This is a genomic window from Pseudomonas sp. UBA6323, assembly GCF_002439135.1.
GTDB lineage: Bacteria > Pseudomonadota > Gammaproteobacteria > Pseudomonadales > Pseudomonadaceae > Aquipseudomonas.
In genome coordinates this window covers 16,876-29,739 of the sequence record NZ_DJSX01000053.1, presented here as the reverse complement: position 1 = coordinate 29,739, position 12,864 = coordinate 16,876, and the positions used below count along the sequence as shown (strand labels likewise).

General features: G+C 65.5%; 11 protein-coding genes. 8 read left to right on the top strand and 3 right to left on the bottom strand.

Going from position 1 to position 12,864, the window contains the following annotated elements; all coding sequences use genetic code 11:
* Positions 1-74: 74 nt before the first annotated feature.
* The 5 genes from B3P22_RS12300 (at position 75) to gloA (ending at position 6,111) form a co-directional block, all read left to right on the top strand.
* On the top strand, positions 75-1,310 hold the full coding sequence (locus B3P22_RS12300; protein ID WP_296271152.1) for an ABC transporter permease: 1,236 nt from the start codon (positions 75-77) through the stop codon (positions 1,308-1,310).
* Positions 1,311-1,443: 133 nt separating this feature from the next.
* Positions 1,444-2,298, top strand: coding sequence for an ABC transporter permease (locus B3P22_RS12295; RefSeq protein ID WP_296271151.1), 855 nt, complete (start codon positions 1,444-1,446; stop codon positions 2,296-2,298).
* A gap of 219 nt (positions 2,299-2,517) precedes the next feature.
* Positions 2,518-4,356, top strand: coding sequence for a dihydroxy-acid dehydratase (gene ilvD, locus B3P22_RS12290; RefSeq protein WP_296271150.1), 1,839 nt, complete (start codon positions 2,518-2,520; stop codon positions 4,354-4,356).
* Between the two features lie 529 nt (positions 4,357-4,885).
* Positions 4,886-5,344: a metallophosphoesterase family protein gene (locus B3P22_RS12285; RefSeq protein ID WP_296271149.1), complete on the top strand. Its 459-nt coding sequence runs from the start codon at positions 4,886-4,888 to the stop codon at positions 5,342-5,344.
* Positions 5,345-5,583: 239 nt separating this feature from the next.
* A complete protein-coding gene (gene gloA, locus B3P22_RS12280; RefSeq protein ID WP_296271148.1) occupies positions 5,584-6,111 on the top strand; it encodes a lactoylglutathione lyase in 528 nt (175 codons plus the stop codon).
* A 66-nt stretch (positions 6,112-6,177) separates the two neighbouring features.
* Here the strand turns inward: gloA and B3P22_RS12275 are convergent, their stop codons facing one another.
* Together B3P22_RS12275 and B3P22_RS12270 are read right to left on the bottom strand one after the other, a co-directional pair.
* Positions 6,178-6,825 (bottom strand): YitT family protein, encoded by a 648-nt coding sequence (locus B3P22_RS12275; protein WP_296271147.1) that lies wholly within the window; start codon positions 6,823-6,825, stop codon positions 6,178-6,180.
* 107 nt (positions 6,826-6,932) lie between these two features.
* Positions 6,933-7,463 carry a dihydrofolate reductase gene (locus tag B3P22_RS12270; RefSeq protein WP_296271146.1) on the bottom strand — a complete coding sequence of 177 codons (531 nt, stop codon included), beginning with the start codon at positions 7,461-7,463 and terminating at the stop codon, positions 6,933-6,935.
* Between the two features lie 143 nt (positions 7,464-7,606).
* Between B3P22_RS12270 and B3P22_RS12265 the strand changes: the two genes are divergently transcribed.
* From B3P22_RS12265 to B3P22_RS12255, 3 genes are all read left to right on the top strand, one after another.
* The gene (locus B3P22_RS12265) at positions 7,607-8,758 is read left to right on the top strand and encodes a glycerophosphodiester phosphodiesterase (protein WP_296271145.1); all 1,152 of its coding nucleotides are present in this window, start codon (positions 7,607-7,609) and stop codon (positions 8,756-8,758) included.
* A gap of 60 nt (positions 8,759-8,818) precedes the next feature.
* Positions 8,819-10,210 (top strand): DUF2868 domain-containing protein, encoded by a 1,392-nt coding sequence (locus B3P22_RS12260; RefSeq protein ID WP_296271144.1) that lies wholly within the window; start codon positions 8,819-8,821, stop codon positions 10,208-10,210.
* 141 nt (positions 10,211-10,351) lie between these two features.
* The gene (locus tag B3P22_RS12255; RefSeq protein WP_296271143.1) at positions 10,352-11,725 is read left to right on the top strand and encodes a GTPase/DUF3482 domain-containing protein; all 1,374 of its coding nucleotides are present in this window, start codon (positions 10,352-10,354) and stop codon (positions 11,723-11,725) included.
* A 58-nt stretch (positions 11,726-11,783) separates the two neighbouring features.
* Here B3P22_RS12255 and B3P22_RS12250 read toward each other — a convergent pair whose 3' ends face one another.
* The gene (locus B3P22_RS12250) at positions 11,784-12,845 is read right to left on the bottom strand and encodes a transporter substrate-binding domain-containing protein (RefSeq protein WP_296271142.1); all 1,062 of its coding nucleotides are present in this window, start codon (positions 12,843-12,845) and stop codon (positions 11,784-11,786) included.
* Positions 12,846-12,864: the final 19 nt, after the last annotated feature.

Sequence of the window (12,864 nt, the reverse complement as noted above, 5' to 3'; positions counted from 1 at the left end):
CGCGACCGTCGCCGCTGAAGCGCCTGCCACGGGAGCCGGGGGAACAGTTGGGCTGGATCCATCGGAGTAACGCCTTGTCATCCCTGACCACCCACGAAGCCGGCCAAGCCGCCAGCGCCCGTCGCAAGAAGCGCCTCGCCGCCTTCCTGTTCGTGGTGCCGCTGCTGCTGTTCATCCTCGTCACCTTCGTCGCCCCGATCGGCACCATGCTGTGGCGCAGCGTGTATCACCCGACCGTGGCCGAGCTGATTCCCCTGACTCTGGCCGAACTCGAACGCTGGGACGATCACCGGCAGATACCGGACGAGGCGACCTTGCAGGTCTTCGTCACGGAACTGCATGGGCTCAACGAACAGCGCCTGTCCGGCAAGCTGTCCGAGGAGTTCAACCGCGCCTACACGGGCATGTCCAGCGTGGTCAAATCCACTGCACGGCGCATCGGCCGTCTGGATGCACAAGCGCTGCAGACCCAGGGCGTACAAACCCTGCTCGACGCCCATCGCAACTGGAGCAAGCCCGAGCTGTGGTACGCCATCGAACGTGCCGGCAAGGTCTACACCTACGACTACTACCTGACCGCACTGGACCTCGAGCTGCACCCCGACGACGGCATTCAGGTGCGCCAGGACACACAGATCTACCTGCAGCTTTATTCCAAGACGCTGAACATGGCGCTGGTCATCACCCTGCTCTGCGCCCTGCTCGGCTACCCGCTGGCCTACTACCTCGCCGGCCTGCCATCAAACCGCGCCAACCTGCTGCTGGTACTGGTGCTGCTGCCGTTCTGGACCTCGCTGCTGGTGCGCACCACCTCGTGGATCGCCCTGCTGCAGACCAACGGCGTGATCAACTCCTTCCTCATGGGCATCGGCATCATCAGCCAACCCTTCGAGATGCTCTACACCTCATTCGCCACCGTGGTGGCGATGACCCACATCCTGCTGCCGTTCATGATCCTGCCGCTGTACAGCGTGATGCGCGGCATCGACCCCAGCTACATGCGCGCCGCGCTCAGCCTGGGCGACAAACCGATACCGGCGTTCGCCCGCATCTACTTCCCGATGACCTTGCCAGGCCTCAGCGCCGGGGCGCTGCTGGTGTTCATCATCTCGGTGGGCTACTACATCACCCCGGCGCTGGTCGGCGGCACCGACGGGCAGATGATCAGCAACATCATCGCCTTCCACATGCAGCGTTCGAACAACTGGGAGCTGGCCGCCGCGCTGGGCTCGCTGCTGCTCGGGCTGATCCTGCTGCTGTACTGGGTGTACGACCGTTTCGTCGGCGCCAGCAATATCAAGTTGGGATGAACATGGCCTTATCAGCATCGCAGCAACAAGGCGTAGTCCGGATGCAATCCGGGAAACCCGTCTCCTCCTCGCCCCCGGACTGCGTCCGGGCTACAGGCGGCAGCAGCCGTCACCTCATCCCGGGCACGGCGCCATGAAGATCCCCGCCTACTATGGTTTCTGGCACCACCTCGGCCACTGGCTGCTCAAGGCCAGCTCCTGGCTGGTGTTGCTGTTCCTGATTCTGCCGATCCTGGTGATCGTGCCACTGTCGTTCAACACCGAGCCGTTCTTCAGTTTCACCGAAGGCATGCTCACGCTGGACCCGGACGCCTACTCGCTGCGCTGGTACCGGGAAATCCTCGACGACCCGAAGTGGATTCTGGCGATCAAGAACAGCTTCTTCATCGGAATCCTCTCCACCATCCTCGCCACGATTCTGGGCACCTGCGCCGCCGTAGGCCTGGCGCGCGACGAGATGCCGTTTCGCCGCTTCATCACCGCCCTGCTGCTGTCGCCGATGATCGTGCCGCTGATCATCACCGCCGCCGGCATGTTCTTCTTCTACTCCAACCTGGGCCTGGCCGGTGGCTACCTCGGGGTGATCCTGGCGCACGCCGCGCTGGGTACGCCCTTCGTCATCATCACGGTGACGGCCACGCTCACCGGCTTCGACTACAGCCTGGCGCGCGCCGCGCTGAACCTCGGCGCCACGCCGATCCGGGTGTTCTTCGACGTGATCATGCCGCTGATCCGACCCGGGGTGATTTCCGGCGCACTGTTCGCCTTCATCACCTCGTTCGATGAAGTGGTGGTGATCCTGTTCATGGCCGGCCCTCAGCAGCGCACCATCCCGCGGCAGATGTTCTCGGGCCTGCGCGAGCAGATCAATCCGAGCATCCTGGCCATCGCCACCCTGCTGATCCTGGTATCCATCGCCCTGCTGGTGACCCTCGAACTGCTGCGCCGCCGCGCCGAACGCATGCGCGGGATCGAGTTACCGCACTGAGCGACAGCGACTGGCGCAAGCGACCATCAGCCTTCCCCCGCCCGCCTTGGCGGGCGTAGAATCCCAGCATTCCTCGCCAGAAATCCTCCGGCGGGCCCGTGAGCCCCGGCCGTACGAACGGTGATCCCGTTTCGTCATGCAGCCTCCTGACACCGCGGCGATCTGCCGCTCGACGACGCTCACCGCACACACAACCGAATTAGCCGCAGGATCATCGTCATGCCCGATTACCGCTCGAAGACCTCTACCCACGGCCGCAACATGGCCGGCGCCCGTGCCCTGTGGCGCGCCACCGGGATGAAGGACGAAGACTTCAAGAAACCGATCATCGCCATCGCCAACTCCTTCACCCAGTTCGTGCCCGGCCACGTGCACCTGAAGGACCTGGGCCAGCTGGTCGCCCGCGAGATCGAGAAGCACGGCGGCGTGGCCAAGGAATTCAACACCATCGCCGTCGACGACGGCATCGCCATGGGCCACGACGGCATGCTCTATTCGCTGCCGAGCCGCGAGATCATCGCCGACTCCGTCGAGTACATGGTCAACGCTCACTGCGCCGACGCCATCGTCTGCATCTCCAACTGCGACAAGATCACCCCCGGTATGCTGATGGCTGCGCTGCGCCTGAACATCCCGGTGGTCTTCGTCTCCGGCGGCCCGATGGAAGCCGGCAAGACCAAGCTGGCCAACCACGGCCTGGACCTGGTCGACGCCATGGTCATCGCCGCCGACTCGACCGCGTCGGATGAAAAAGTCGCCGAATACGAGCGCAGCGCCTGCCCCACCTGCGGCAGCTGCTCCGGCATGTTCACCGCCAACTCGATGAACTGCCTGACCGAAGCCCTGGGCCTGTCCCTGCCGGGCAACGGTTCGACCCTGGCCACCCACAGCGACCGCGAGCAGCTGTTCCTGCGCGCCGGTCGCCTGGCTGTCGAGCTGTGCCAGCGCTACTACGGCGAAGGCGACGAGTCTGTGCTGCCGCGCAACATCGCCAACTTCAAGGCGTTCGAGAACGCCATGATGCTCGACATCGCCATGGGCGGCTCGACCAACACCATCCTCCACCTGCTGGCCGCGGCCCAGGAAGGCGAGGTCGCCTTCGACCTGCGCGACATCGATCGCCTGTCGCGCAAGGTGCCGCAGCTGTGCAAGGTGGCGCCGAACATCCAGAAGTACCACATGGAAGACGTACACCGCGCCGGTGGCATCTTCTCCATCCTCGGCGAGCTGGCCCGTGGCGGCCTGCTGCACACCGACGTGCACACCGTACACAGCCCCAACATGGCCGAAGCCATCGCCCAGTGGGACATCACCCAGACTCAGGACGAAGCGGTACACCACTTCTTCAAGGCTGGCCCTGCCGGCATCCCGACCCAGACCGCGTTCAGCCAGAGCACCCGCTGGCCGAGCCTGGACGACGACCGCGCCGAAGGCTGCATCCGCAGCGTCGAGCATGCCTATTCGCAGGAAGGCGGCCTGGCGGTGCTGTACGGCAACATCGCCCTCGATGGCTGCGTGGTGAAGACCGCCGGCGTCGACGAGTCCATCCACGTGTTCGAAGGCACCGCCAAGGTATTCGAGAGCCAGGACAGCGCCGTAAAAGGCATCCTCGCCGACGAAGTGAAGGAAGGTGACATCGTCATCATCCGTTACGAAGGCCCGAAAGGTGGCCCGGGCATGCAGGAAATGCTCTATCCGACCAGCTACCTGAAGTCCAAGGGCCTGGGCAAGGCCTGCGCCCTGCTCACCGATGGCCGTTTCTCCGGCGGCACCAGCGGCCTGTCCATCGGCCACGCCTCGCCGGAAGCCGCCTCGGGCGGCGCCATCGGCCTGGTCAATGACGGCGACAAGATCCTCATCGACATCCCCAACCGCAGCATCAACCTGCTGGTCGGCGATGAAGAGCTGGCTGCACGCCGCGCCGAACAGGACAAGAAGGGCTGGAAGCCGGCAGCGCCGCGCACCCGCAAGGTGACCACGGCGCTCAAGGCCTACGCCCTGCTTGCCACCAGCGCCGACAAGGGCGCGGTGCGTGACAAGGCGATGCTCGACGGCTAAGCCTGCCGGCCTGCAACCTGGGGCCAGTCTGCCAAGAAAACCGCCGCGACTGCTTTGCAGGTTCGCGGCGTTTTTTTTGACCGAACAGTAGCAAGCGCTGCTTGTTTTTTCGCGGACAAGTCCGCTCCCACAGGATCTCAGTGGCACTCGTGGGAGCGTAATGCTGTTCACACCAGAAGTGGTCGGAGGCGATTAGTCCCCTCGCCCCTTTGGGGAGAGGGTTAGGGCGGGCCGTGTTCGGCGAGGGGGAAACTGGCAGTCTTGCGGAATTTTCAGCCCTCTCCCCCAGCCCCTCTCCCATAAATGGGAGAGGGGAGCCAAGCGCGTCCAACCTTAAGTGAACAGCATTGCTCGTGGGAGCGGACTTGTCCGCGAAGCTTTTCCGCTCCAAATGCCTAATGACTGGTGGCGCACCAGAAATAGTTGCTGACTGACAACAGCCCCACTACCGGGCTTATCCTGCGCAGGCTTTGCATCCGACCGTGATCGCCCGCAAGCTGGCGCCTACGTTAAAGCACTGGAGACGAACATGCAGATCGGCCTGATCGCCGACACCCACGGCCTGTTGCGTCCCGAGGCGCTGGCCGCGCTGCGGGGCGTGGATCATCTGATCCATGCCGGGGATATCGGTGGGCCGCATATCCTCGCCGAACTGGAGCGCATCGCGCCGCTTTCGGTGGTGCGCGGCAACAACGACCAGGACGACTGGGCCGATGGCATTGCCGAGCACCTGACCCTGAGTTTCGGCGCCATCAGGCTGTATGTGCTGCACGATCTCAAGCAACTGGCCATCGATCCCAGGGCAGAAGGCATCGACGTGGTGATCGCCGGGCATTCGCACAAGCCGCTGCAGGAAGAGCGCGACGGCGTGCTCTTCCTCAACCCCGGTAGCGCCGGACCGCGGCGCTTCAAGTTGCCCATCGGCGTGGGCATCCTGCATATCGAAGGCGACCAATTTAGGGCCGAGCTGATCACGCTGAACGTCTGAGCCTGCGTCCCTTACCTCTGGAACGCAGCCCCTTGTAGGAGCGAATTTATTCGCGATCCATCCGATGCTCCGCGCGCGCTAATCGCGAATAAATTCGCTCCCACAGCTACCCAGATACCATTCGAGGGCAGCCCATCCAGGCGGCCTGCAGCGCCAGCCTTGAAAAACGCCTGCCTCGCAGCCATCTATGTCGATTCAACTTGCCGACTCGCCCAATCACCGCCTGATGGAGCCCCCCCATGACCCTCGACGAGCTCAACGCCATTGCCGGCGTGACCGCCAAGCCCGACGTCGCCACCGCAGACTTCGTCTACAACCACACCATGATCCGCGTGAAGGATCTGCAGAAGTCGCTGGACTTCTACACCCGCGTGCTGGGCTTCACCCTGCTGGAGAACAAGGATTTCCCGGAGGCCGAATTCAGCCTGTACTTCCTCGCACTGATCAATGACAAGTCGCAGATCCCGGCTGACCCGGCCGCCCGCCACCAGTGGCGCAAATCCATCCCCGGTGTGCTGGAGCTGACCTACAACTACGGCACCGAGAAGGACCCGGAATTTTCCTACCACAGCGGCAACAGCGACCCGCGCGGTTTCGGCCACCTGTGCGTGTCGGTGCCGGACATCAAGGCCGCCTGCCAGCGCTTCGAAGACCTCGGTGTGGACTTCCAGAAGCGTCTGACCGACGGTCGCATGCGCGACATCGCCTTCATCAAGGACCCAGACGGCTACTGGGTCGAGATCATCCAGTTCACCGAAGTGATCTGATTTTCGCCTCCGCGAAAACCGACGAGGGGCTGCTCCAGCGAGGCAGCCCCTCGTTCGTTGCAGGGATCAACTGACACCGACGTAGCGGTCCGCCCGGTGATTGATCGCCAGCACCAGATTGAGCATCACCGCCCCCAGCACCGAGAGCAGCACCTTGTCTGGCGACACCACGAAGATAGCCGCCAGCACGATGCTCGCGTCGATGGCCATCTGCACGGCGCCCGCGCGCAGACCGAAGCGTTCCTGCATGTACAGGGCGAGAATGTTCACCCCGCCCAGGCTGGCGCGGTGGCGGAACAGCATGAGCAACCCCAGGCCCATCGCAGCCCCACCGAACAGAGCGGCATAAAGCGCGCTGAGATGGGCGAAGGCGACCCAATGCGGCGTCAGTTCGGCCAGCAGCGAAACCAGCAGCACCGCGCAGCCGGTACGCAAGGTGAAGCCCCAGCCCATGCGCCAGATGCCGAGCAGGTAGAACGGCAGGTTGACCAGGCAGAACACCAGCCCGAACGGCCAGCCGGCCTGGTAGTTGGCCAGAAACGCGATGCCGACGGTACCGCCCGTAAGCAAGCCAGCGTGGGCGTAGAAGGCGATGCCCAAGGCCACCAGGGCGGTGCCGAACAGCAAGGCCAACGCATCCTCCCACAATGGGTGGCGCACGAAGAGTGCGGCGACGGCGCTCGGGCGCTCGTCGATGGACGATTGATCTGTCATCGAAATACCTGCATCAGAAGCGAAAAGAAGTAACCGCAGGCAAGGCAATGGCCGTCACGCCGCGCAGGAGAAGCTGGAGACAGCGACGGCCGGAAGGATCGTTATCGTTATGCGCCGCGCCGTTCCCACACCTCGAAGGCGTAGAACGGCGTCTCGGCAGAAGCCGGATGCTCGACGCTGGACGTCATGCGCCAGGCAGACTCGTCGATTTCCGGGAAGAAAGCGTCACCATCGGGATCGAGCCCCACACGCGTCAGGTACAGGCGATCGGCCTGGGCCAGGCCCAACTCGTAGAGCTGCGCGCCGCCGATCAGCATCAGCTCCTCAGCATCTTCTGCACGCGCCCAGGCATCGGCACGCTCGATGGCCGCCTCCAGCGTGGCGAACACCTCGGCGCCTTCCAGGATCAGCCCAGGCTGACGGCTGACCACGATATTGAGCCGCCCTGGCAACGGGCGCCCGAGCGAGTCCCAGGTCTTGCGCCCCATGATGATGGGCTTGCCCAGCGTCATGGCCTTGAAGTGCTTGAGGTCCGCCGGCAGATGCCAGGGCAGTTGATTGTCGCGACCGATCACGCGGTTGTGCGCAAGCGCAGCGATGAGGCAAAGGGGCAGTGTCGTTTTCATGGCCGCGAGCATATCAGAGGGGCCGGCGCACCCGCAGCCCACCTTTGCCTTTGCCCAATGGCGCACAGAACCGTCTAGGCTTGGACCTCTGTCGCACAATCGTCACCCTTACCGGTGCAGGCTTGGGCTCCCACCCCGTGCAAGGAGGTACCCCCATGTTGAAGAAACCGCTTCGCAGCTGGCTGCTCTACGCTGGCCTGCTGCTGCCAACCCTCGGCCTTGCCGCACCCGCCGAGTCCGATAGCGTACAAGCCGCCATCGACTGGGCACAGCAGCAGCCGCTGGCGCACAAGGGCAAACCTCGTGGCGACGCCAAACCGCTGGTGATCGCCCACCGCGGCGCCAGCGGTTACGTCCCCGAACACACTCTGGCAGCCTATGCCCTGGCTGTGCTGCAGGGCGCCGATTATGTCGAGCCGGACCTGGTGATGACCCGCGACGGCCAACTGGTGGCCCGTCACGACAACGAGCTGGGGCTGACCACCGACGTGGCGCAGCGTGCGGAGTTCGCCAGCCGCAAGCGCACCCAGACGGTGGACGGCGTCAGCCTGGAGGGCTGGTTCAGCGAGGACTTCACCCTGGCCGAACTCAAGACCCTGCGCGCCATCGAGCGTATTCCCCAGCAGCGCCCGGCCAACCAACGCTTCGATGGCCAGTTCGAGATTCCCACCCTGCAGGAGATCATCGACCTGGTGAAGAGCCTGCAGCTCAGCCAGCAGCGGATCATCGGCCTGTATCCGGAAACCAAGCACCCCACGCACTTCCAGCAGTTGGGCCTGGCCATGGAGACGCCGCTGGTCAAGGTGCTCAAGCACAACGGCTATAACAGCGCCAAGGCGCCGGTATACATCCAGTCCTTCGAGGTGGAGAACCTCAAGACCCTCAGCCGCCTGACCCAGGTACGCCTGGTGCAATTGCTGTGGACCGAGGGCCAGCCCTATGACCAGCAGGTACTCGGCACCGGCCTCGGCTACGCGCAGATGATCACGCCAGAGGGTCTGAAGGCCATCGCCCGCTACGCCAGCGGCATTGGTCCGGAGAAAGGCATGGTCATCCCGCGCGACGCCGCCGGCAACCTGACCACGCCGACCCGCCTGGTACGTGACGCCCATGCTGCCGGACTCAAGGTTCATCCTTATACCTTCCGCGCCGAGAACGCCTTCCTGCCGACCAGCCTGCGCAATGGCAGCGAGCCGAGCGAGCGCGGCGACATCGAGGCGGAACTGCGCGCCTTTATCGCCACCGGCATCGACGGCCTGTTCATCGACCAGCCGGATATCGCCGTGCGTCTGCGCGAGCAGCACTGAGTCGCGCCGGGGCGGATCAGGGGTTATTCTCAACCCCTGATCCGAACGACGAGACGCCGCGTGACAGACGCCTCCTCCTCCACGCCCTTCCAACGCCTCTGGCTCAGCGAGACCATTCGCCTGCGCGAGGAACACGCCGGCCCGCTCGACGACGCCGAGGCCAACCGCCTGGTGCGCGCACAGGGCGGCGAACTCGCCGAGCGCATCCAGCAGCGTGCGCTGCTGCTGAGTCGCCGCGACGGCCAGTGGCAGGCCCTGCAGCACTGGCTCCAGGGTGCTCGCCTGGCGCTGCTGGCTCTGGCCGTGCTGGCCGCGTTCAGTGGCCTCGGCCTGGCGCTGACCGCCCTCGGTGACGGCAGCCGCCCGGTCAACGTGTTCTGGGCGTTGGGCAGCCTGCTGGGCCTCAATCTGCTCATGCTGATCGGCTGGCTGCTTGGCCTGTCGCTGAGCCGCGACAGCGCCGGCGCTCTCGGCCGTGTATGGCTGTGGCTCAGCGCGAAGCTGGCACGCGACGCCAGCGCTGCGCAGCTGATGCCCGCCCTGCTGGTGATGCTGCAGCGCCAACGCCTGACTCGCTGGGGCCTGGGTTTGCTGGTGCACGGCCTATGGGCACTGGCCATGTTCAGCGCCCTGGCCACCTTGCTGCTGATGCTCGCTACGCGGCGCTACGGTTTCGTCTGGGAGACCACCATCCTTGGCGGCGACACCTTCATCGCCCTGACCCAGGCCATCGGCGCCCTGCCCGCCCTGCTCGGTTTCAACCTGCCGAACGTGGAACTGATCCGCGCCAGCGGCGATGCCGCGATTGCCAGCGAAGCGGCGCGACAAAGCTGGGCCGCCTGGCTGGTCGGCGTGCTGTTGGTCTATGGCCTGCTGCCACGCGTGCTGCTGATGCTGCTGTGCCTGTGGCGCTGGCAATCGGGTAAGGACGCGCTGCGCCTGGATCTTGAATTGCCCGGTTACGGCCTGCTGCGCCAGCGCCTGCAGCCGGACAGCGAACGCCTCGGTGTCTGCGATCTGGCCCCCACCGAGTTGCACCAGCCGCAGGGCGGCGCCAATCCCCAGACGGGCAGCGGCGCCCTGCTGCTGGGCCTGGAGCTGGACGACCGCCGCACCTGGCCACCCGGCCCCTTACCCAAGGGGGTGGCCGATGCCGGGGTGATCGACAGCCGCGAACAGCGCCGGCAATTATTGGAGCAACTGACCCGCTTCCCGCCCGAACGCCTGGCCATCGCCTGCGACCCGCGGCGTTCGCCGGACCGCGGCACGCTGGCGCTGCTCGGCGAGCTGGCCCGCTCGGCCTCTGCCACGCGCATCTGGCTGCTGCCACCTGCCCCCGGCGAAAGCCTGGACAGCGCACGTTTGGCGGACTGGCATCAGGCCCTCGCCAACCTGGGGCTGAGCCACGGTGATACGGCGCCGCTGAACTGGCTGGAGACAGGGTATGACTAGAGAGCCGCAGGCACACGGCCTTCATTTAGGAGCGAGCTCTGCTCGCGAAACTTTTGCCGTTTGCCATGGTTCGCGAGCAGAGCTCGCTCCTACCCCAATGCCCGCTCTCTTGCCTCCGAGCTACCCGGCCGAGGCCACACCATGAGCCCGCCGCTGAAACTCGCCCTGGTCGGCCATACCAACGTCGGCAAGACCTCGCTGCTGCGCACCCTGACCCGCGACGTGGAGTTCGGCGAGGTCTCACCGCGCGCCAGCACCACGCGCCATGTCGAGGGTGCGCGCCTGTCGGTGAACGGCCAGGCGCTGTTGGAGCTGTACGACACCCCCGGCCTGGAAGACGCCATCGCCCTGTTCGATTATCTGGAGCGCCTCGACCGCCCCGGTGAGCGGCTGGATGGCCCGGCGCGCCTGGCGCGTTTTCTTGAAGGCAGCGAGGCGCGCCAGCGCTACGAGCAGGAGGCCAAGGTGCTGCGCCAGCTCATGGCTTCCGATGCCGGGCTGTACGTGATTGACGTGCGCGAGCCGGTGCTGGCCAAGTACCGTGACGAACTGGCGGTGCTCACCATGTGTGGCCGCCCGTTGCTGCCGGTGCTCAACTTCGTTGCCAGCGCCCACCACCGCGAAGGCGAGTGGCGCGAGGCCCTGGCCCGCCTCGGCCTGCACGCCCTGGTGGCATTCGACAGCGTGGCACCGCCGGAGGATGGCGAGCGGCGCCTCTATGAAAGCCTGGCCCTGCTGCTGGAACGTTCGCGTCCGCAACTGCAGCGCCTGATCGAGGATCACGAAGCGCAGCGCCAAGCCCGGCGCCAGGCCGGCAACCGGCTGATCGCCGAACTGCTGATCGACTGCGCAGCCTGTCGCCGCAGCGTCGCCGCTCAGCCACTGCTGGAGCAGGCCGCGGTGAGCGAGCTGCGCGAAGCCATTCGTCAGCGCGAGCAGCGCTGCGTCGAGGCGCTGTTGCGCCTGTATGCCTTCCGCAGCAGCGACGCCAAAGCGGCCGACTTGCCGCTGCTCGACGGTCGCTGGGGTGACGACCTGTTCAATCCGGAAACCATCAAGCAGCTGGGGATCAAGGTCGGCGGCGGCATGGCCGCGGGTGCGGCCACCGGCGTCGGCGTCGACCTGCTGGTCGGCGGCCTGACCATGGGTGCAGCTGCCGCATTGGGCGCAGTGATCGGCGGGAGCGCACAGACCCTGCGCAACTATGGGGAAAGGCTGAAAGGCAAACTGAAGGGCCAGCGCGAGCTGACCGTCGACGACGCCGTGCTGCGTCTGCTCGCCCTGCGCCAGCAGCAACTGCTGGCTGCACTGGACGTGCGCGGCCACGCGGCGATGGACGCCATCAGCCTCGGTGCCCCGCAGGAAACCCTGTGGCGCCAGGGCAAGCTGCCCACGCCACTGAACGTGGCGCGGGCGCACCCCGAGTGGTCGTCGCTCAATCCCGGCGCACGCCTCGAAGACGCCGAGCGACATGAACAGGTGCAGCGCGTGGCGGCAGAGCTGGGACAGGCGTAACAGGCACGCCCCTGATGCGTTGCGTCGGTGGCTGGCTATCACCACGCCCCGACGGAGCTCAAAGCGCCTCGCCCAGATAATCGCTCACCGTTCGCGGCCACTGCGGCTCACTCAAGGTGCTGAGGATGGCCCGGCCGATCGGCTCACGCAGCGGGCTGCCGTTACGCACCAGGAAGCCGTAACTCTGGTTCTCGAAGGTGCCCGGGAGGACCTGCAGGCGCGCGCCAAGCAACTCGCGATTGCGGTATTGCAGAATGGGTTTGTCATAGACGATGGCATCGGCCTTGCCCTGCTGCACAGCCAGCAACGCCTCGGTCAGGTTCGGGTAGCTGCTCTGGCGAATGCGCTGCTCCTCCAGCCAGCGCGCGCTGACAGTGCGCTGCACGCTGGCGACATTCACGCCTCGCAGATCGCCGGGCCCCTGGATGCTGCCTTGCAGGTTGCTCACCGTTAGCGCCGTGGTCATCGCCGCGGTGAAGGTCGAAACCATGATCAGCGCAGCGAACATCCACACCACGGCCACCAGCCGCCCGCCCAGGGTCACCGGCGACTTGTCGCCATAGCCGACGGTGGTCATGGTCACTGCTGCCCACCAGAACCCATCGCCCAGGCCGCGCACGGGCGCCTCGGGAAACTGCGCCTGGTTACGCCGCCGCTCGAACAGCCAGATCACCGTGCCCACCAGCATCAACACCGCAACCAGGCCCAGCACTACGCTGATGAAGCCCCAGGAGAACAGCCGCGTGAAAGTCCTCCAGCCACCAGCCGACGATGTCGCCGGCACGCCGATGCTTAGGCCGGTGTAGTAGAACGGATGGGTGAAGTCGAAGCGTACCTCGCGCTCGGGCGTCATGGTCAGCGCTCCGACCACCACGTCGACCTCGCCCTGCTCCAGGCTGTCGAACAGCTGGCCGAAGGGCATCGGCCGGTACTCGAACGTATAGCCGTTCTTCTCGGCTATGGCATTCCACAGATCGATGCTGATGCCACTCCAGCTGTCATCCTCGCCCTGGATCACGAACGGCGGCACTTCGGTGATGCCGACCCGCAGCGGTTGGGGGTCGGCATGACTTGTCAGGCAACTCAGTACCAGCAGCAGGGCCAGTGCAATTCGGCTCACCAGAGACTCCCTCTTCACG

Bases quoted from the DNA above. Each gene is read 5' to 3' on its own strand.
- B3P22_RS12295 (WP_296271151.1), top strand. From the start codon at position 1,444: ATGAAGATCCCCGCCTACTATGGTTTCTGGCACCACCTCGGCCACTGG.
- ilvD (WP_296271150.1), top strand. From the start codon at position 2,518: ATGCCCGATTACCGCTCGAAGACCTCTACCCACGGCCGCAACATGGCC.
- B3P22_RS12285 (WP_296271149.1), top strand. From the start codon at position 4,886: ATGCAGATCGGCCTGATCGCCGACACCCACGGCCTGTTGCGTCCCGAG.
- gloA (WP_296271148.1), top strand. From the start codon at position 5,584: ATGACCCTCGACGAGCTCAACGCCATTGCCGGCGTGACCGCCAAGCCC.
- B3P22_RS12275 (WP_296271147.1), bottom strand. From the start codon at position 6,825: ATGACAGATCAATCGTCCATCGACGAGCGCCCGAGCGCCGTCGCCGCA.
- B3P22_RS12270 (WP_296271146.1), bottom strand. From the start codon at position 7,463: ATGCTCGCGGCCATGAAAACGACACTGCCCCTTTGCCTCATCGCTGCG.
- B3P22_RS12265 (WP_296271145.1), top strand. From the start codon at position 7,607: ATGTTGAAGAAACCGCTTCGCAGCTGGCTGCTCTACGCTGGCCTGCTG.
- B3P22_RS12255 (WP_296271143.1), top strand. From the start codon at position 10,352: ATGAGCCCGCCGCTGAAACTCGCCCTGGTCGGCCATACCAACGTCGGC.